The sequence below is a fragment of the Corynebacterium tuberculostearicum genome (assembly GCF_022347235.1).
Lineage (GTDB): Bacteria > Actinomycetota > Actinomycetes > Mycobacteriales > Mycobacteriaceae > Corynebacterium > Corynebacterium tuberculostearicum_F.
This window is the reverse complement of sequence record NZ_JAKRDX010000014.1, coordinates 1-19,576: the sequence shown is the minus strand read 5'-3', so window position 1 is coordinate 19,576 and position 19,576 is coordinate 1. Positions and strand designations below refer to the sequence as shown.

Here is a 19,576-nt window from a genome sequence, read left to right as displayed (position 1 = left end):
CTATCCTACGCGCAAGATTTCCTCGACCGCGTCGGCGCAAAGGATGGGGATTTCTGCCTTTTCTTGCTTTGCCCAAGGCTTGAGCACAAACGAAGCAGGGTCCATGCGCCCCGGCGGGCGCCCGATTCCTACCGAAAGGCGCTGATAGTCTTTGGTGCCCAGGGACTTTGTGGTTGAACGCAACCCATTGTGGCCATGGTCGCCGCCGCCTTGGCGGAGCTTAATGGTGCCGAAATCGAGCTCTAGCTCATCGTGAACAACGATGATGTCGGCGGCGGAGAGATGAAAGTATTGGGCCAAAGCCTTGATCGGCCCGCCGGAGAGGTTCATAAAGGAGCGTGGCTTTGCGCAGATAATCTTGCGGCCGCCAGCTATGCCCTCGGCGACTTCGGTGTTGGTCTTTTTGTGCACTGAAAAGCTGCTCATGAGCTCTCCTGCGAGTTCATCTGCCACATCGAAGCCGATATTGTGCCGGGTGCCTGCGTACTTGGGGCCGGGGTTGCCAAGGCCTACTACGAGAAGTGGAGTCACGCGCTCAATTGTCTCATAGGCAGAGAGAAAAACGGCAAGGCCGCCGCGAGAAGCGAATCTCACGGCGGCCTATGCGTGTGAAGGGGAGGGGATTACTCCTCGTCAGAGTCAGCGGACTCCTCGGAATCCTCTGCGGACTCGGCGCCAGCGTCAGCGCCGCCTTCCTCAGCAGCCTCGGCTGCTTCCTCGAGCTCCTCATCAACCTCAGGCAGGGAGATGGAAACGATAACGGTGTCTTCCTCTGCCACCAGGGTGGTGTCTTCCGGCATGGTGACGTCGCCAGCGGTGATAACCGCGCCGTCCTCGAGGCCCTCGATGGAAACCTCGATCTCCTCCGGAATGTTCAGTACGTCTGCCTCAACCAGCAGTACGTCAGCATCCTGGATGTGCATGGTGCCTGGGGCCGGCTCGCCGGTCAGGGTAACCGGAACCTCAACCTCAACCTTCTCGCCGCGCTTAATAGCCAGCAGGTCAACGTGGTCGATGTCGAAGGTCAGGACGTTCTGGTCAACGTGCTTAACCATGGTCAGGTACTGCTCGCCGTCGATCTCCAGCTCCAGAACGGCGTTGACGCCGTTGTTGCGGACGAGGGACTGGATGTCCAGCAGCGGAACTGCGAAGTGAACCGGCTCCTGGTGGGAACCGTAGATGACGCCTGGGACCTTCCACTCGCGGCGCAGGCGGCGTGCGACACCCTTGCCAAATTCGGTACGTGCTTCAGCCTTAATTACTGGGCGCTGTGCCATGCTTCATTCTCCTTAGTTAAAGTAGTGCGGCGCGGCCAACGCGATAAAAACGACGAAAGCCTGCCGATGGACGTCTTGGACGAGTCATCGCAGGCGTATATAAAAAGCAACATGCTCTAACTTCAATCGCGTCGATAACGGCTTCCTCATCCTGAGGTCGCCCTCGCCGAGACTGAGTTAGATTAGCACGTGCGCCAGGGGCAAATCAAAAGCCGCCGAGGGCAATCTCGGCGGCCATACGCTTTAGGCGCGATCGAAAAGGGTGGTCACGGAACCATTCTCAAAGATCTCGTGGATGGTCTGTGCCAATAGCGGTGCAATGGACAGCACCGTGAGGTTGGACCAGCCCTCGGTGGACTGCGGGAGGGTATCGGTGGTGATAACTTCCTCCGCGCCGCACTCGGAGAGGCGCTCGCGGGCAGGATCAGAGAAGACGCCGTGGGTGCAGGCGATGATGACCTTCTTCGCACCGGCGTCCTTCAGAACGCGCACGGCGCCGGCGATGGTGCCACCGGTGTCAATCATGTCGTCGAGAAGCACGCAGTCCTTGCCCTCTACATCGCCGACCACGCGGTTGGACACCGTCTTATTGGCCTCGGTGTTGGAGCGGGTCTTGTGCACGAAGGCCAGTGGGGCATCGCCCAAGTCGTGGGCCCACTTTTCTGCTACCTTCACGCGGCCAGCATCTGGGGAGACCACGGTGATGTTATCGGTGGCGTACTTGGACTTGATGTAATCGGTCAGGATGGGCTGAGCGTGCATGTGATCGACCGGGCCATCGAAGAAGCCCTGGATCTGATCGGTGTGCAGGTCCACGGACACGATGCGGTCTGCGCCGGCAGCCTGCAGAAGGTCTGCCACCAGGCGGGCAGAAATAGGCTCGCGGCCCAGGTGCTTCTTATCCTGGCGTGCATATGGGTAGAAGGGCAGGATGGCGGTGATGCGCTTAGCGGAGCCGCGCTTCAAAGCATCGATCATGATGAGCTGCTCTACCAGCCACTTATTGAGCGGCTGGGTATGAGACTGCATCACGAAGCAGTCGGCACCACGCACGGACTCTTCAAAGCGGATGAAGATTTCGCCGTTAGCGAAGTCGCGGGCGGTGGTAGGAACCAGATCGGTCTTGAGCTCCTTGGCCACAGCCTCCGCCAACTCTGGGTGTGCACGCCCAGAGAAGAGCTTCATGTTCTTGCTGCTACCAGTTACCTTGCCAGTCATGGGAGAATATGCCCCTTACTTTTCGTTGTCCTGCGCACGGGCTGCGGCCTCAGCCGCGGGAGTACCCGGACGCTTCTTTTGAACCCAGCCCTCGATGTTGCGCTGTTTGCCACCGGAGACTGCGAGTGCTCCCGCAGGAACATCGTCTTTAATTACTGTACCCGCACCGGAGTATGCGCCATCACCGACATTGACCGGAGCGATAAACATTGTGTCAGAACCGGTGCGCACGTGGCTGCCGATGGTGGTGTGGTGCTTGTTCACGCCGTCGTAGTTCACGAAGACCGAGGAGGCACCGATATTGGATTGCTCGCCCACGGTGGCGTCACCGATATAGGTCAGGTGCGGAACCTTGGAGCCGCGGCCAAGCTGGGCGTTCTTTGCCTCTACGAAGCCGCCGAGCTTTCCGTCCTCGCCAACCACGGTCTTCGGGCGGATATAGGTAAACGGGCCGACCTTAGCGTTGGTACCAATGACGGAATCGCTGCCATGGGTGCGCACGACGGAAGCGCCCTCGCCCACCTGCATATTGGTCAAGGTGGTGTCGGGGCCAATCTCGGCGTTATCGGCGATGCTGGTAGCGCCCCACAGCTGGGTGCCCGGGTGAATAATGACATCGGAGCCCACGGTGACGTTGACGCCAATCCAGGTGGTCTCCGGATCCACGATGGTGGCGCCGCCGCGCATCGCCTTTTCTACCATGCGGCGGTTGAGCTCACGGCCGGCAGAGGCGAGCTGCACGCGGTCATTGACGCCCGCGAGTTCGGCCGGATCCGCTGCTACGTGCGCGCCGACGCCGTGTCCTGCGGTGCGGGCAATCTCGAGCACATCGGTGATATACAGCTCGCCTTGAGCGTTATTGGAGTCGAGCTTCTGGAGGGCGTCGGCAAGCACGCGGCCGTCAAAAGCGAAGACGCCGGAGTTAACCTCGTTGACCTGGCGCTGCTCTTCGGAGGCGTCCTTTTGCTCGACAATGGCGGACACGCTGCCGTCCTCAGCGCGGATGATGCGGCCGTAGCCGGTGGGATCCTCTAAGCGCATGGATAGCACCGTTACCGCATTGCCCTGCTCGGTGTGGGTAGCGCGCAGGCCCTCGATGGTCTCTGGGGTAAGTAGCGGTACGTCGCCATTAGTGACGATGATGGTGCCCTCGAACTCCGGAATCGGCTCCAAGCCGCAAGCCACTGCGTGGCCGGTGCCCAGCTGTTCTTCCTGTACCGCCTGCAGCACCTCGCAGTCCAGCTCCTGGGAGATGGCATCCACAGCGGGGGAGACCTGGTCGCGTTGGTGGCCTACCACCGTGACAATGCGTGCCGGATTAATCCCTGCCGCGGCATGCAGAGCGTGGCCGAGCAAGCTGCGCCCGCCAATCTCGTGCAAGGTTTTTTGCTTGGTGGATTTCATGCGGGTGCCGGCACCAGCCGCAAGGACGACTACGGCACACGGGGTTGTTGCTACCACGGGTTATTGAGCTCCTGGGGGTCGAGTCTGATTCTTATCCGGACTACATCCTATAGCCCGAGTGCGATTTATGTGTGAGAAACCTCTTTCAGGCCGCGGGCGCGCCACACCCCGAGAAAGCCGATGAGGGCGAGGAATAGCAGGGCCGCCTCTGGCCCGGCCAGCGCGACCACGGAGGAAATACCACCGACGATGAGCAAGATGATGCCCATCATCGTATTAGCTGCACCTACGTACTGGGTACGCTTATCGCCACCGGCCATATCCACCACGTAGGTCTTTCGCGCCACTCGAATGGCCGTGTGCGCCAGATTCACGGCGAAGAAACCAATCGGCATGACCCAGGCATTGACAGCATCTGGGGCCCAGTGCGAGCTGGCGACCAAAAGCACCAGCACGACGGAGGCCACGGCCGCGCCTACGGCCATGGTGTTCTTAGAGGACTTATCCGAATACACCCCGGAGATACGCCCGCCCACCAGTGAAGCCAGGCCTGCGGCAAGCACGAATCCGTAGAGCCCGGAAAGGTTGCTGCTGAGCAGCACAATAAAAGAGGTAGATAGCGCTGAAACGAGCAAGAGCGCGCGGACGATGACGAAGTTGCGAAATTGGCCGTCGCTAGTAAAAAGCTGCCAGGTATCCTTCCACCAGTGCTTATCGATGCCCCCTTCGGCTTCCTCTGGCACCGGCTCGTCCACGTGCGAAAAGACCCACGCGGCAATGGCCCACGTGGCCGCACCAACGGCGAGGACCGTGCCCATCATGGGAATGCTGAGCTCGCCCAAAAAGTAGAGGATAATGCCGGTCAGCAAAGTAGCACCGCCACCGAGGGCTGCCGCGCTACCGGTCACTCGGCCGCGCGCACCCTTAGAAATGGTGCGCGCCTGCACGTCCTTGCCCGCAATCGAGCACAGCGCGCGGAAGAGGGACAGCGCCGCCAAGGCCATCAGCACCACCACGCCCAGTACCGCCCCGCGGATAAAAAATGCCGCGAGCGCGATGACCGCGGCGGATACCGCTTGTCCCAGCGAACCGATAATCCACAGGCGCTTGCGGGCCCTATGCGTAGTCACCCACGGCGTCAGCGCCGCCTGCGGCAGCATCGAGCCGGACTCGCGGATAGGGGTGAGCAGGCCGGTAAAGAACGCAGGCACTCCGGCCGCACTAAAGAGCGCGGGCAGCACCGTCTTGGCAGCAACAATCTGATCGCCCAAGTTTTGCAGGCCATTGGACCAAATGAAATACCGGGCATTGGATTTAGACATGAGAAATGCGAGCTTTCAGAGAAACGAGTTGGTTAAATAAGAGCCATGCTGACACGCCGGAGAGTAAAAGACGGCCGCAGTCACGCCGAAATTCTACCCGCGCGGCAGGAGGCCTAAGAATCATGCACGATGTCGATCCCCTCATCAATTCGCTCTACCAAGCCTTCGATCTTCTCGGCGTAGTTTTGAACGGCATCATTGGCGGCACCCTTGCCCGCCGCCGCGAATTCGACATTGTGGGCTTCGTATTCCTCGCCCTCTTTTCAGGGCTGGCCGGTGGCATGATCCGTGACATGCTCATCGGGGATGGAGCAGCGGCAGCGATCTCAGACCCGTGGTACCTCGGCCTTGCGTGCGGAGGTGCTCTCATAGCGTTTCTTATCGATCTCAAGGGCAAGGCGTGGGAGCTATTCCGCGAACACGGCGATGCCATTATTCTCGGCGTGTGGTCCACTACCGGCTGCGTTAAAGCGCTCACCCACGGCATGCCCCTTATTCCCTGTGTCTTTCTGGGCGTGCTGACAGCAGTGGGCGGCGGAATGGTCCGCGATATTGCGTCTGGGGAAATCCCGTCCATCTTTGGTGGCAGCCCCCTGTATGCCGTGCCCTCTATCCTCACCGGCATCGTTATGGTTACCTTTGCCGGTTACGGACAGTTTGCACTCGGCATGGTGGTCTCGCCGATCGTCGGCAGTGGCATGGCGATTTTGTCCTATTGGCGCGGCTGGGTCCTGCCCCGCGCCGGTGTAGCTCCCGTTAACTACACCGCCGCCCAAGTGGCGGCGATTGCGAAGAAAGCCGAGCTCAAAGGCTTTCGCCGCGGCAGGAAGAAAAACTAAAAAAGCTTCCCCACCAGGACTCGAACCTAGAATGACGGTACCAAAAACCGTAGTGTTGCCGATTACACCATGGGGAAACACAGCAAAAGCTGTAGGCATAGCGTACCTGACGCCCCCGGGTAAATCACAAATTGCGGGGCAAAGGATAGGGTAGAGGGTATGGCTCGACAAAGGATGACCGGCCGGGAACGCCGCGAACAACTCATTTCCATCGGACGCGCCGCATTCGCGGAATTAGGTTTTGAAGGAACCAGCGTCGAAGAGATCGCGGCACGCGCCGGGGTGTCCAAACCCGTTGTCTATGAGCACTTCGGGGGCAAGGAAGGCCTCTACGCGGTGGTTGTTGACCGCGAGATGCTGGCCTTGGAAAAGGTCATTACTGATTCCTTAGAGACCGGAAGCTGGCGCGAGCGCATCGAGCAGGCCGTCATGGCCATTTTGACCTATGTTGAGGAAGAAACTGATGGCTTTCTCATCTTGGTACGCGATGCCAAGCCCGGCGATGAACGCAGTTTCTCCACGCTGTTGAATTCCGCGGTGGGCCAGGTTTCCTATATCCTGCGAGAAGCGTTCGAGCACCGCGGCATTGACCCGGATTTGGCGGATATTTACGGCCAAGCGCTGGTGGGAATGGTATCGACCACCGCGCAATGGTGGCTGGATGAGCGCAACCCGGACAAGGAAGTCGTCGCCACGCATATTGTCAATCTATGCTGGAATGGTTTGTCCGGTATGGAAGTAAAGCCCAAGCTAGGAGGCAAATAAATGGCGACCCCAATGCTGGCCGGCCTGCTCAAGGTAGCGGCCTCAGATCCCAAGCTTAAGGGCATGATTTCTCATGTGGGCGAAGACCTCCACATCACAGGCTTGGATCAGTCCCGGCCGTGGGCCTTGGGCGCCTTGGCTCATCATGCCCCAGTGCTCGTGGTAACCGCTACGAGCCGCGAGGCCGAGGATCTCACGGCGGAGCTTACGGCGATGCTGGGGGAGAAGGTGGCCATGTTCCCCGCATGGGAGACTCTGCCGCACGAGCGCCTGAGCCCCGGCGTAGACATCATCGGCCGCAGGGCGGAAGTTCTGCACAATCTCGATAGCCTGCAGGTCATCGTCACGGCTGCCCGCGGTCTGTCTCAGCCCATCCTGGAGGAGGTGGAGGGCCGCGCTCCCGTCCACCTCAAAGAAGACAATGAATATGACTTTGATGAGGTAGTCCGCGAGCTCGAGTTCCGCGCCTATAAACACGTAGACATGGTGGCTAAGCGTGGCGAGTACGCTACGCGCGGCGGCATCATCGATATTTTCCCTACCACGCTGGATTATCCGGTCCGCGTGGAGTTTTGGGGCGATGAGATTACCGATATCCGCCAATTCTCCGTGGCTGACCAGCGCACCATTCCGGAAATCGAGGTGGGCCGCGTAGACATTTTCCCTGCCCGGGAGCTGCCTATTACGGACGCCATTGCCAAGCGTGCGGCCGATCTCGCCGTTAAGCACCCCGGCAATCCCGCCTTGGTGGAGCTTCTGACCAAGGTAAGCGAGCACATCCCGGCCGAAGGTATGGAGGCACTCCTGCCCGCGCTTTCCGACGCCCCCATGATCACCCTCCCCGAAATCCTGCGCCCCACCACCCACGTGGTGATGGTCGGTCCGGAAAAGATTCGCCGCCGCGTGGCAGATCTAGAAAAGACCGATGCGGAATTCCTCGCCGCCGGCTGGGAGGCCGCAGCCATGGGCGCCGATGGCCCGCTGGCTACCGAAGGACTCGATACCGAGGCATCCAGCTACCGCTCCTATGAGTCGCTCGAGGTCTCCATTAGCGAGTCCGGCCTGCCTTTGTGGACTTTCTCTCCACCGGGAATGCTCGCCGCGCCGGAAGAGGAGACCCTCCCGCTCGAATTCGAACCAGGGCCTACCCCGCGCGGCAATATTGAAGAAATCGACGCCATGATGGCCCAGCTTCTCGCGCACACCAACGCCGGCGGCCGGGCAGCCTTCATCGCGCCGGCGCAAGGTGCCATCAAACGCATGGTGGATCGCTTTGCAGAAAAGGGCATCCGCACCAAGGTGGCTACCCCTGGCTGGGAACCCACCGCCGGCGAAGTCACGCTCTACCAAGCACTAAGCCACGCCGGCCTGGTATTTCCCAAGGTGAAAAAGCCCAAGGACGCCGAGGCCCTCCCACTGGTCGTTGTAACCGAGACGGATCTGACCGGTAACCGCGTAGGCGATATCGCCGAAGCGAAGCGCCGGCCCGCCAAGCGCCGCAACAAGGTTGACCCGCTCGCCCTTAAGCAGGGCGATTTTGTGGTGCACGAGACCCACGGCATCGGCAAGTTTCTCAAGATGGCCGAGCGCACCATCCAATCCGGCGATGAAACCAGCCGCCGCGAATACATCGTGCTCGAGTACGCGCCCTCCAAGCGCGGCCAACCCGCCGATCAGCTCTGGGTTCCCATGGACTCGCTGGATCTGCTCAGCAAGTACACCGGTGGCGAATCGCCGCACCTGTCCAAGATGGGCGGTTCCGACTGGAAGAACACCAAGAAGAAGGCGCGCGCCGCCGTGCGTGAAATCGCCGGCGAGCTAGTCGAGCTCTACGCCAAGCGCCAGGCCGCACCAGGGCACCAGTTCTCCCCGGATAATCCGTGGCAGGCGGAGATGGAGGATAATTTCCCCTTCGTCGAAACCGAAGATCAGATGCTGGCTATCGACGCCGTCAAGCACGATATGGAGTCCACGGTGCCGATGGACCGCGTGGTCGTCGGCGATGTGGGCTATGGCAAGACCGAGGTGGCCATCCGTGCCGCCTTCAAGGCCGTGCAGGACGGCATGCAGGTGGCAGTCCTCGTGCCCACCACGCTGCTGGCGCAGCAGCACTTTGATACCTTCAGCGAGCGCATGACCGGCTTCCCCGTCAAGATTGAGGTGCTTTCGCGCTTTACCTCAAAGAAGGAAGCGAAGGACATCTTCAAGGGCCTGGCCGATGGCAGCGTCGATATCGTCGTCGGCACCCACCGCCTCCTCCAGACCGGCGTGCACTGGAAGAACCTCGGCCTCATCGTCGTGGACGAGGAGCAGCGCTTCGGCGTGGAGCACAAGGAGCACATCAAGGCGCTCAAGGCCAGCGTGGATGTGCTCACCATGTCCGCAACACCTATCCCGCGCACCTTGGAGATGTCCATGGCTGGCATCCGCGAGATGTCCACCATCCTGACCCCACCGGAAGACCGCCACCCCGTGCTGACCTACGTCGGCGCTTACGAGGACAAGCAGGTAGCTGCGGCCATCCGCCGCGAGCTGCTGCGCGATGGTCAAACCTTTTTCATCCACAACAAAGTCTCTGATATCGAAAAGAAGGCCCGCGAGCTGCGCGACCTGGTACCGGAGGCCCGCGTCGTCGTCGCGCATGGCCAGATGAACGAGGAGGTGCTCGAGCAAACCGTCCAGGGTTTCTGGGATCGCGAGTACGACGTTTTGGTATGTACCACCATCGTGGAAACCGGCCTGGATATCGCTAACGCGAATACCCTCATTGTGGAAAACGCCCACCATATGGGCCTGTCCCAGCTGCACCAGCTGCGCGGGCGCGTGGGCCGCTCCCGCGAGCGCGGCTATGCCTACTTCCTGTACCCCAAGGGGGCCACGCTCACGGAAACCTCCTATGACCGCCTGGCCACTATCGCTCAAAACAACGACCTTGGTGCCGGCATGGCCGTAGCCATGAAGGACTTGGAGATGCGCGGTGCCGGCAACGTCCTCGGTGCCCAACAGTCCGGCCACATTGCCGGTGTGGGCTTCGATCTTTACGTGCGCCTCGTTGGCGAGGCGGTCGAGACCTTCAAATCGCTCGCCCGCGGCGAGGCCCCCACCGTTACCGATGAGGGCCCGAAGGAAATCCGCATCGATCTCCCCGTGGACGCGCATATTCCGGAAGGCTATATCGACTCCGAGCGCCTGCGCCTGGAGGTCTACCGCAAGCTTGCGGCTTCGCAGAATGACGATGATCTCAAAGCCGTCATCGAGGAAATGGAAGACCGCTTCGGCCCGCTGCCGCAAGAGGTGTTGCGCCTGCTTTCCGTTGCCCGGCTGCGCCATCAAGCACGCCGCGCCGGCATTTCCGATATCACCGTGCAGGGCACCCGCGTCAAGTTCCACCCAGTGGAGTTGCCGGATTCCAAGCAGGTGCGTCTCAAGCGCCTATATCCGGGCTCCAGCTTCCGCGCGGCGGCGAAGGCAATCAACGTGCCGTTCCCCAAGGCGGGGCGCAATGTCACCTCCCCGAAGCTGCGCGATACCGAGCTCATTCAGTGGGCGGCGGACTTCCTAAGCGCGCTTTTCGACGTCGACCCCATCAACGTCAGCGGCGCCAAGCCCACCTCGAACGTGGTCAGCGTAGGGGAGTAGCTAGAGGGTGAGCCAGCCGGTGCTCAAGCCCCAAATGGCGGTGGCGGCACCGGCAAAGACAATAGCCACCACGCACCACTCGAAGGTGTTGAAGATGCGTTCTTTCTTCCACAAACGGGTGCCGACATACGGAATAAGTCCCGGTACCACGGCCAATGCGCCGAGCAGGACGTAGACGAGGTCGGCCGCATAAATCAGCCACAGGGAGTAGATAAACGCGAGCAAGGCGATCACCAAGTGCTTGCGGTTTTCCTTGCGGCTGACCTCTGGTCCGGAAAGATCGAACTTGATACCCGCTTGCGGGTGAGACAGCCCCTTGCCCCGCAGCGCCAGTAGCAGCAGGTACAGGGAAGAGAAGATATAGGGCAGCAAGTACATGATGGTTGCCAGCTGCACCATGGCGTTATAAGACGCCTCGTTGAGGTAGAAGACGATGATGAATAGCTGAATCGCCATCGTGGAAATCAGCTGCGCTACCCACGGCGCACCCGCCACGTTAATGGTACCGATGCGGCGGGGAATGAGGCCGTCGATGGCCATCATCACGATGGGCTCGGCACACAACATCTGCCAGGAGACATAGGCACCCAAAACCGACAAGCACAGTCCAATAGACACCAGCGCGCCGCCCCAGGGGCCGATGACCTCGGTGAGCACGGAGGCCATGGAATTATCTGGCAATGCGGCTAGTTCTTCTTTGGTCATCACGCCAAAGCTCAAGGTAGACACGGAAACCAGCAGTGCCAGCACGGCGAAAAAACCGATGACGGTCGCGCGGCCGACGTCGGTGCGCTTAGAAGCCTGCTTGGAATAAACGGATGCTCCCTCCACGCCGATGAAGACCCACACGGTAAAGAGCATGATTCCCTGGACCTGCTCGAAAACGCTGGCCTCAGACGCGCGTCCCCAGAAATCCAAGGTGAATTTATCCCAGCTGAACCCGAGGAACGCAATGAGCACCACAAAGGCCAGGATGGGCACAATCTTGGCAATTGTGGTGATGAGGTTCATGAACGCGGCCTGCTTAATGCCGCGGGCAAGTACCGCAAAAATGCCCCAGGATAGGAGGGAGACGGCGATGGCGGAGGTCCAGTAATGGTCGGCGTCGAAAAGCGGCAGGTAATGGCCCAAGGTATTGAAAAAGAGGGTGGCATAACCCACCTGCGCCATAACGGAGCCCAGCCAGTAGCCCCAGCCGGAGGTAAAACCAATAAAATCGCCGAGGCCGGCACGCACGTAGGAATAAACGCCAGAATCAAGGTGCGGCTTGCGGCGGGCCAGAATCTGAAAAACAAACGCCACAGAGAGCATGCCGATGCCCGCTACCAGCCAGCCAATGAGCATCGCGCCTGGGCCGGCAACGGAGGCGATGTTTTGGGGCAGCGAGAAAATGCCCGCGCCCACGGTGGAACCGATGATCAGCGCGACGAGGGTCCACAACGTCACGGAGTGGGATTTATTCTGGCTGGAGGTCATTGGCCTAAAATACCTTGAATAGCCCCATAATGGGAACTCGGGCTAGACTTTGTGCACATGACTGTGCTGTTGCTCGATGAACGTTGGCCCACCATGATCCCCATGCAGGCGCATGGGAAGCTGCGTGGCCCCGTCCACTTCACGGGTGAGGTACCCGTGTCCGTGCGGTGGAATTTTTCCGATCTGCTGGTAGGGGAGGACGCCACCGGCACCTTGGTAAGCACCGACGAACACGATCCGGAAACTCGCGCCCGCCTCGCTAGCGGCGAGTCCGTCATTCGCGCCGAATCCCTCGCGGATCCCATCATGCAGGCGCGCCAGACCATGGCCACGGCGCGGCGCATTGGGGAGTGGGAGCGCGAGCAAACCCATACCTCACTCTTGCCTTATCTCGAGGAGGAATCCGCCGAATTCGCCGCGGCCGTGCGCAACCGCGAACCGGAAAGCGAGATGCTCAAGGAATTGGGCGATATCTTCCTCCAGGTGCTCTTCCATGCGGAAATCTCCACCTTTTCGCTTGACGACGTCGCCCAGAGCTTCCTCACCAAAATGCGCGCCCGCGCCCCATACCTATTTGATGGCACCACGGAGATTGTCGACGTTGACACGCAAGAGAGGCTGTGGCGCGAAGGCAAGGGAATGTAGGATGGCTTCTCATGAAGAGGCTGCTGCAGATATTCGGGGGCTGCGGGGTGGCCGTAGCCGTGATAATCGCGCTGGTGGCATGGCTGTTGACGGGGCACGGCACTTCACAGGAGCCCGTACCGGAGAACATTCCGCCCGTTGAGGGCAAAGAGGTCGCGCATATTGACGTCAATGCCCCCGGCCGCACCGCCGATAAGCTCACCTACTGGGCCTCTGACCTAGCTGAGCAGACGGGTATCCCACCGGCAGCCCTGCGCGCTTATGGCAACGCCGAACTCATCGCTCAGCAAAAATGGCCGAATTGCCATCTGCGGTGGAATACCCTTGCCGGCCTGGGTTACGTGGAGACACGCCACGGCACCTACAACGGCAATTGGTTTAAGCCCTCCAAGCTTGACGACGCCGGCTACCCCCAACCACCCATCAACGGCATCGCCCTCGATGGCCTGAACAATACGGCGCACACCCCAGATACCGATAACGGCAAAATCGATGGGGATTCCGAATATGACCGCGCCGTCGGCCCGATGCAGTTTATCCCGACCACGTGGGAATCGGTGGGCGCTGATGCCAACGGCGATGGCAAGGCAGATCCCAATCAAATTGACGACGCCGCAGTTGGCGCCGCCGGACTTTTATGTTTTGGTGATAGAGATCTCTCTAACCCAGAACAGTGGGAGGAAGCAATCCTAAATTACAATCAGTCCAGCGAGTATTTGCATAAAGTTGCACACGCCGCCAATGCCTACTCGGTTCCGCAAAGTGCAAAGTAGTGTCACACAGTAAAGTTTTCTGCAACAATTGACAACGTAGCTGGGCCGGCTGGTCCAGAGCGAACTTTTTATGAGGAGTGAAAAACAGCATGGCTGACATCATCCACACTTTCGCCCGCGAAATTCTTGATTCCCGTGGTAACCCAACCGTCGAGGCCGAGGTCTTCCTTGATGACGGCGCCCGCGGTGTTGCCGGCGTTCCTTCCGGTGCTTCTACCGGTGTGCACGAGGCTCACGAGCTGCGCGACGGTGGCGAGCGCTACCAGGGTAAGGGTGTTCTGAAGGCTGTTGAGAACATCAACGAGAAGATTGCCGACGAAATTGCTGGCTTCGAAGCCGACGACCAGCGCCTCATTGACCAGGCACTGATTAAGCTGGACGGTACCGATAACAAGTCCGAGCTCGGCGCTAACGCTATCTTGGGCGTTTCCATTGCCGCAGCCAAGGCCGCTGCAGAGTCCGCTGCACTGCCTCTGTACCGCTACATCGGTGGCCCGAATGCACACGTACTGCCGGTGCCAATGATGAACATTCTCAACGGCGGCGCACACGCTGACTCCGGCGTGGACGTCCAGGAATTCATGATCGCTCCGATTGGTGCGGAGTCCTTCGCCGAGGCTCTTCGCATGGGCGCCGAGGTTTACCACGCACTGAAGGCAGTGCTGAAGGACAAGGGGCTGTCCACTGGTCTGGGCGACGAGGGCGGCTTCGCTCCGTCCGTTGACTCCACCAAGGCTGCCCTCGACGTCATCGTTGACGCCATCAAGAAGGCCGGCTTCGAGCCCGGCAAGGATGTAGCCCTGGCACTCGACGTTGCTTCCTCCGAGTTCTTCAAGGACGGCAAGTACCACTTCGAGGGTGGCGAGCACACCGCTGAAGAAATGTCCAAGGTCTACGAGGACCTCATCGACCAGTACCCGATCGTCTCCATCGAGGATCCGCTGCAGGAGGACGACTGGGATGGCTACACCACCCTGACCGCCGCAATTGGCGATAAGGTACAGATCGTCGGCGATGACTTCTTCGTCACCAACCCTGCCCGCCTGCAGGAGGGCATTGAGAAGAAGGCTGCCAACGCCCTGCTGGTTAAGGTCAACCAGATCGGTACCCTGACCGAGACCTTCGACGCAGTCGAGCTGGCTCACCGCAACGGCTACCGCACCATGATGTCCCACCGCTCCGGCGAGACCGAGGACACCACCATTGCGGACCTGGCTGTTGCTCTGAACTGCGGCCAGATCAAGACCGGCGCACCGGCACGTTCCGAGCGTGTAGCTAAGTACAACCAGCTGCTGCGTATCGAGCAGGAGCTTGGCGACGGCGCAGTTTACGCCGGCCGCTCCGCTTTCCCGCGCTTTAAGGCTTAATCGCCTCCTTTCGTAGCGCCCTCGCATTGCCGCGGGGGCGCTTTCGCATGTCTAGGTATTGCTGCCAGGTTTGCTTCCAATTCACGGTTCGCGGCGCTAAAGGCCCTTGGGCACGGTCAATTTCGAAGGTGCCGTCCGAAAAGAGCCACGCAACGTCTCCAGTGATGGGATCCATGATGTAGCGTGCCCTACCATCGGTCTTCACGTTGTGGTGGTGTTGACAGAGAGTGACAAGATTATCGACGCTCGTCGGTCCGCCGTCGGCATACTCCACTCGATGATCAAGCTGGCAGTAATGTGCAGGCATGGAACACCCTGGCCAACGGCACGTGGCATCGCGACCGTGGACCCATGTCCTGATTTGTTCGGTGGGAACGTAGGAGGAAGTTTCTTCTGGGCACAACTCGCGAGTCATCGAGTAATTGCTTAAATGCTCCGTAAGAACGCACCATCCCGCCGAAGGTATGTATACCCGAGAAGCATCGTCACCCGCTGCATAGGTGTTTATAACTACTTTTGTCTGGGTGCGATTAAAAATCAGCGCTTCCAAAGCCTCTGACTTAGTGATGTTCTTCTTTCGCGCTGCTTTATCGATGTGCCGTGAAATAGCACTGGCGGTAGCCTTATCCGTCTTCAGGGTGATGGTGGCTTGGCCTTTGGAATAAGAAATGGAAACGGAGCGCTCGATTTCCTTCTCAATATCTGGCTTGAGAATTCCGTCGATGTAGTCGCGCAAGAATCTACGGATTTCAGATTCCGTGGGGACATGTTGGGCAGGTTCCTTTGGGGTGAGGAAGTCTGCAAGGGCGGCATCGACTAGTTGGATGCCCTCGGCGTCGTCGCCAAGCGGGGCAAGCTCGGCATCAATAACGTGCAGCCGCGGGAGGTCAAGAATCCAATGTTCGGTCTGTACCGCCGTGGTTAACGGCAATTCTCGCATGCGCAGGTGAGAGCGCAGCGCGGATAAGACGCGCCAGTAGCTCAAGCCCACCCGCTTAGCTAAAGCAGTGGTAGTGCATTCGACATCGTTTTCTAATCGCGGAAGCACGGATTGGTATAGCTGCCAGGATTGAATGCGTTGGAGCATGCCCAAAACGCAAACCGTATCGTCGAGGTTATTGGTAGAAAAATAGGCGTTCTTTGGTGGTGCGTCGCTGGCTGTCACGGAAAGTTCCCCCTCTGGAATAAATCGCACACCCAATCGAATTTCTGCCCCTAGTATAAGCCGCCTTTCCGGCGTGCGCAAGGGGAAACGAAAGAGTGTGCGAAATTCCGGGGGTTAGTAACTGAAAACGTTGTCAGCTACTGCTTCGAGTTCCTTATCGTCATATTTGTCACCGCAGGTGGCTAGGGAACCCACGCCAGCCATGTACATGGTAAAAAGCTTGTCTAGGACGGGAGAAGCCGCTGATATTTCAAGCTTTTCGTAGACGGGAGCGTATTTCCTATCGAACTCCTCAAGGCTAGGGACGAGTTCTTCAAATGCGCTGTCGCCATGGGTTAGCAAATACTTGGCGTCGTCCAGGATTTGCTCATTCTCGCAGGCAACAGATCCAGCCTTCTTCAGCGTCGTGGCATTGACCTCGTAGCTTGTAGGGCCGTCTTCCTCTTCGGAAGCCCCAGCGCCGAACACATCTAGGTAGAAGTCCGGGATCGTGCCGTGTTCCTTTATGTGGTAAATGAAGCCGCTTTTGGTATTGAGGTCGTGCTTTCTGCTTGTGGTGGTGGGGGTTTCGCTGCTGGTAGGGCTTTCGCTAGTGGGGGATTCCGCTTTGGTGGCTGCTTCTTCTTTGTGGTCGGTCGAGCTGGACCCGGTAAGTAGGGTGCCTACGGCGGCTAGGAGGAGGAGACGCTTGAGGGGCATAGCTATTCCTTAAGTAGGGAATCTGGTTCGAAGCTCTAGCTGGAATGGATGGACTCAGCGACTTTTTCCAGTTCTTCATCGCTGAATTCATCGCCGCAAGCCATCACGGCACCGAGTGAGGTCATCGCTGCAGCCATGATCTTGTCATTGTCTGGTGCGTCATCGGGGATGTTCAGTGCTTCAAAAACATCACTGTATTTATCATCAGAGCCGCTGACTGATGACATAACAGCTTCCCCAAATTTGTCGGTGTTTCCTCGGAAATATTCCTTTGAAATGTCGAGCAACTCGTCATTCTTGCAGGTAGCTTCGCCGGCCTTCTTTACGGAATCCGCGTTGGTTTCAAAGGTCTCGGGCTGATCGTCGCCCTCGAGCTGGTCAGCATCGTGGTTGACGTAATCATCCGGCAGGGTTTTGTACTCCTTGAGATAGTCGGCCATGCCGTCTTTGGTGTTCAGGTCGTAGCCGTCTCCGTAGACGGGGTACTCGCCGTCTTGGGCGGAAGGGCTGCAGCTGGCAAGGAATAGGGTTGCAGTGAGAACGGGGAGGAGGCGCTTGAGGGACATGAAACTTCCTTCCTGGGAGGGAGAATTTCTTTTAGTGTATCCAAATTGCGCGTGCCACGTCCCTGTTACAGGAGTGACGGCGCTAGGATTAGAAGCCTATGGCACGCGAAAAGAAGACGCAGCGAAACCGGAGCCGCACTAGGGTTCCGGTGGCCTCGCGTGCTGCGGATATCCGCAAAGCTCAACGTGCACAACTGAAGCAGAAGCAGAAGCCGGACCGGATGAGTATTGCCGGAGTGGGCGTGATCGTTGCCATCGTGCTTGTGGTTTTGTTTGCCATCGCTATTCCGCTGCGCAATTACTACCACGGCCGGTCCGAGATTGCCCGCCTCAATGAGTCAATCGCCGCCAAGCAGGATGAGAAGGCTGCTTTGCTGGAGAAGATCGATAGATATAAGTCTGATGAGTACATCAAGCAGGAGGCGCGGCGCCGATTCGGGGTCGTCGATGAGGGCGAGACCGCCTACCGCATCATCGACCCGCAGATTAAGCCGGATGACCAGCTCACCACAGATGGTCAGAAGGAAGAAGATTCCCGCGAATGGTACGAAGTTTTGTGGGATTCCGTAGCCGAGCCGCCTGAGGAAGAAGCTCCGTCCGAGCAGGTAAATCATCTTCCAATTGAGCCGGCGCCGGAAGAGAATCCAGATGTGCGATAATTGTCCGCATGACCGTCACTGATGCAGATATCGCTGTAGTAACTGAGCAATTGGGCCGCACCCCGCGCGGGGTCCTAGAGGTTTCTTATCGCACGCCGGATGGGCAGCCCGCGGTAATTAAGACGGCGCCCAAGCTTGCCGACGGCACCCCATTCCCCACCCTCTACTACCTCACCGACCCACGGCTTACTGCCGAAGCCTCACGCTTGGAGGTTGCCCACGTTATGAAGTGGATGGAAGCCCGCTTGGGTGAGGACGAGGAATTGGCTGCCGACTATCAGCGCGCCCACGAATACTTCTTGGCCAAGCGCAATGACATCGAAGACCTTGGCACCGATTTCTCCGGTGGCGGCATGCCCGATCGGGTCAAGTGTCTGCATGTGCTCATCGCATACGCGCTAGCTGAAGGTCCACAGCATTTCCGTTTGGGAACTGAAGCGGTTGCCATGGCTGCTGACCACGGCAAGCTTCGAGGCTCTGCCATCCCGCAAGATTGGCCCAGCGTCGAGGATCTGGGGATTGACTTGGCCCAGTTCGATTTCTCTAACGCGGAATAGGAGGGCTGCTATGACTCGCGTTGCTGCGATTGATTGCGGTACGAATTCGATTCGCTTGCTCATTTCGGAGATTCAGGAAGACGGCAAGGTTCGCGATATTACCCGCACCATGGAAATCATCCGCTTGGGAGAGGGAGTCGATGCCACTGGCGAAATAGCCCCTGCGGCCCTAGACCGCGCCCGCGTGGCCTTGGAAGGCTACGTACGCCAGATGAAGTTTGAGAAGGTCACCCGCGTGCGGATGGTCGCTACCTCCGCTACTCGCGATGCCAAGAACCAGCAGGAATTCTTCGACATGACCGCTGAGTTGCTCGGCCAAATTCAGCCTGGCGCACAGGCCGAGGTCGTCTCGGGCGAGGAAGAGGCTCTGCTGTCCTTTAATGGCGCCGTGGCCGATGTGGAGCCAGACCGCGGGCCATTCTGTGTCATCGACCTGGGCGGCGGTTCGACCGAGTTCGTCGTAGGCACGGCCGATGGCGATATCTTGGGCACCCACTCTGCCCGCATGGGGTGCGTCAGGCTAACCGAGCGCATTATGCGTACCGATCCGCCTACCGAGTCGGAGATTGAGATCGCTTCCGAGTACGTCGGCGAGCGCACGGCAGAAGTGGAGAAGATAGTACCTATTTCTAAGGCCCGTACCATCGTCGGCTGCGCAGGCACGTTTACCACTCTTTCTGCATTGGCTCAGGGCCTTGAGCGCTACGACGCCGATGCCATTCACGGGTCTGAGCTCCGCTTCGATGCCCTGCGCGTGCTTTTGCAGCAGCTTATTGGCCTGCCTTCCGACGTCCGCGCCCTCAACCCCGTCATTCACCCCGGCCGTGCCGACGTCATTGGCGGTGGGGCGGTAGCCGTCGAAGGCATCATGCAGCTTATCGAGCGAAATTGCGATGCGCGCAGCTTTTTCATCAGTGAAAAGGACATTCTCGACGGCATTATCGCTGGTCTGGCTGCTGAGGGTACCCCTCGTTAACTCCCGTAGGGTGGGGTGGCCTAAAATATTCCTTGCCCTTGCCCCCATAGCCCAATCGGCAGAGGCAGTCGACTTAAAATCGATTCAGTGTGGGTTCGAGTCCCACTGGGGGCACCATGTGAAGTCTCGAGACATCGTTCCGGTCGGTGTCTCGAGATTTTCTGCTTTTGGTTGCCCCAGACTCCCGAAAACCAGGCATTCGCAACGTCGCGAGTACTGCGAGGGTCAG

General features: G+C 59.1%; 18 protein-coding genes and 1 tRNA gene. 10 read left to right on the top strand and 9 right to left on the bottom strand.

Features of this window, described 5'->3' with window-relative positions:
- The 5 genes from pth to MHK09_RS08465 form a co-directional block, all read right to left on the bottom strand.
- Nucleotides 1-531: an aminoacyl-tRNA hydrolase gene (pth, locus tag MHK09_RS08485; protein ID WP_250413239.1), complete on the bottom strand. Its 531-nt coding sequence runs from the start codon at nucleotides 529-531 to the stop codon at nucleotides 1-3.
- 92 nt (nucleotides 532-623) lie between these two features.
- Nucleotides 624-1,277 (bottom strand): 50S ribosomal protein L25/general stress protein Ctc, encoded by a 654-nt coding sequence (locus tag MHK09_RS08480; protein WP_179386272.1) that lies wholly within the window; start codon nucleotides 1,275-1,277, stop codon nucleotides 624-626.
- Between the two features lie 243 nt (nucleotides 1,278-1,520).
- Nucleotides 1,521-2,495 carry a ribose-phosphate diphosphokinase gene (locus MHK09_RS08475; RefSeq protein ID WP_005323655.1) on the bottom strand — a complete coding sequence of 325 codons (975 nt, stop codon included), beginning with the start codon at nucleotides 2,493-2,495 and terminating at the stop codon, nucleotides 1,521-1,523.
- Between the two features lie 15 nt (nucleotides 2,496-2,510).
- Nucleotides 2,511-3,956, bottom strand: coding sequence for a bifunctional UDP-N-acetylglucosamine diphosphorylase/glucosamine-1-phosphate N-acetyltransferase GlmU (gene glmU / locus MHK09_RS08470; protein WP_366511719.1), 1,446 nt, complete (start codon nucleotides 3,954-3,956; stop codon nucleotides 2,511-2,513).
- Nucleotides 3,957-4,024: 68 nt separating this feature from the next.
- On the bottom strand, nucleotides 4,025-5,221 hold the full coding sequence (locus MHK09_RS08465; RefSeq protein WP_250413237.1) for an MFS transporter: 1,197 nt from the start codon (nucleotides 5,219-5,221) through the stop codon (nucleotides 4,025-4,027).
- Nucleotides 5,222-5,343: 122 nt separating this feature from the next.
- Here MHK09_RS08465 and MHK09_RS08460 point away from each other — a divergent pair, with 122 nt between their 5' ends.
- The 3 genes from MHK09_RS08460 (at nucleotide 5,344) to mfd (ending at nucleotide 10,464) form a co-directional block, all read left to right on the top strand.
- A complete protein-coding gene (locus MHK09_RS08460; RefSeq protein ID WP_250413235.1) occupies nucleotides 5,344-6,060 on the top strand; it encodes a trimeric intracellular cation channel family protein in 717 nt (238 codons plus the stop codon).
- A gap of 159 nt (nucleotides 6,061-6,219) precedes the next feature.
- Nucleotides 6,220-6,825 (top strand): TetR/AcrR family transcriptional regulator, encoded by a 606-nt coding sequence (locus tag MHK09_RS08455; protein ID WP_040425065.1) that lies wholly within the window; start codon nucleotides 6,220-6,222, stop codon nucleotides 6,823-6,825.
- Nucleotides 6,826-10,464, top strand: a complete 3,639-nt coding sequence (gene mfd, locus MHK09_RS08450; RefSeq protein WP_250413233.1) for a transcription-repair coupling factor — start codon at nucleotides 6,826-6,828, stop codon at nucleotides 10,462-10,464. It abuts the gene before it with no gap.
- Here the strand turns inward: mfd and MHK09_RS08445 are convergent, their stop codons facing one another.
- Nucleotides 10,465-11,940: an amino acid permease gene (locus MHK09_RS08445; protein WP_250413232.1), complete on the bottom strand. Its 1,476-nt coding sequence runs from the start codon at nucleotides 11,938-11,940 to the stop codon at nucleotides 10,465-10,467.
- Between the two features lie 57 nt (nucleotides 11,941-11,997).
- Between MHK09_RS08445 and MHK09_RS08440 the strand changes: the two genes are divergently transcribed.
- The 3 genes from MHK09_RS08440 to eno all read left to right on the top strand — a co-directional run bounded on the left by MHK09_RS08440 (nucleotide 11,998) and on the right by eno (nucleotide 14,725).
- Complete coding sequence (locus MHK09_RS08440) at nucleotides 11,998-12,585, top strand: MazG nucleotide pyrophosphohydrolase domain-containing protein (protein ID WP_198492789.1); 588 nt, start codon at nucleotides 11,998-12,000, stop codon at nucleotides 12,583-12,585.
- An 11-nt stretch (nucleotides 12,586-12,596) separates the two neighbouring features.
- Nucleotides 12,597-13,358, top strand: a complete 762-nt coding sequence (locus tag MHK09_RS08435; RefSeq protein ID WP_005323641.1) for a lytic transglycosylase domain-containing protein — start codon at nucleotides 12,597-12,599, stop codon at nucleotides 13,356-13,358.
- A gap of 89 nt (nucleotides 13,359-13,447) precedes the next feature.
- Nucleotides 13,448-14,725 carry a phosphopyruvate hydratase gene (gene eno, locus MHK09_RS08430; protein ID WP_005323640.1) on the top strand — a complete coding sequence of 426 codons (1,278 nt, stop codon included), beginning with the start codon at nucleotides 13,448-13,450 and terminating at the stop codon, nucleotides 14,723-14,725.
- Here eno and MHK09_RS08425 read toward each other — a convergent pair.
- From MHK09_RS08425 to MHK09_RS08415, 3 genes are all read right to left on the bottom strand, one after another.
- Nucleotides 14,715-15,890: an HNH endonuclease signature motif containing protein gene (locus MHK09_RS08425; RefSeq protein WP_250413230.1), complete on the bottom strand. Its 1,176-nt coding sequence runs from the start codon at nucleotides 15,888-15,890 to the stop codon at nucleotides 14,715-14,717. The two genes, eno and MHK09_RS08425, sit on opposite strands and share 11 nt — an antisense overlap.
- Before the next feature lie 114 nt (nucleotides 15,891-16,004).
- The gene (locus MHK09_RS08420) at nucleotides 16,005-16,589 is read right to left on the bottom strand and encodes a hypothetical protein (protein ID WP_250413229.1); all 585 of its coding nucleotides are present in this window, start codon (nucleotides 16,587-16,589) and stop codon (nucleotides 16,005-16,007) included.
- A 35-nt stretch (nucleotides 16,590-16,624) separates the two neighbouring features.
- Entirely contained in the window at nucleotides 16,625-17,155 is a 531-nt protein-coding gene (locus tag MHK09_RS08415) for a ribonuclease (protein WP_250413227.1), read from the bottom strand.
- 98 nt (nucleotides 17,156-17,253) lie between these two features.
- On the opposite strand from MHK09_RS08415, the gene MHK09_RS08410 reads away from it, so the two are divergent.
- The 4 genes from MHK09_RS08410 (at nucleotide 17,254) to MHK09_RS08395 (ending at nucleotide 19,464) form a co-directional block, all read left to right on the top strand.
- On the top strand, nucleotides 17,254-17,814 hold the full coding sequence (locus MHK09_RS08410; RefSeq protein WP_150850942.1) for an FtsB family cell division protein: 561 nt from the start codon (nucleotides 17,254-17,256) through the stop codon (nucleotides 17,812-17,814).
- 8 nt (nucleotides 17,815-17,822) lie between these two features.
- Entirely contained in the window at nucleotides 17,823-18,371 is a 549-nt protein-coding gene (locus MHK09_RS08405; RefSeq protein ID WP_198492793.1) for a DUF501 domain-containing protein, read from the top strand.
- Nucleotides 18,372-18,381: 10 nt separating this feature from the next.
- A complete protein-coding gene (locus tag MHK09_RS08400; RefSeq protein ID WP_200436290.1) occupies nucleotides 18,382-19,347 on the top strand; it encodes a Ppx/GppA phosphatase family protein in 966 nt (321 codons plus the stop codon).
- Between the two features lie 40 nt (nucleotides 19,348-19,387).
- Nucleotides 19,388-19,464, top strand: a tRNA-Leu gene (locus MHK09_RS08395).
- The last annotated feature ends 112 nt before the right edge of the window (nucleotides 19,465-19,576 follow it).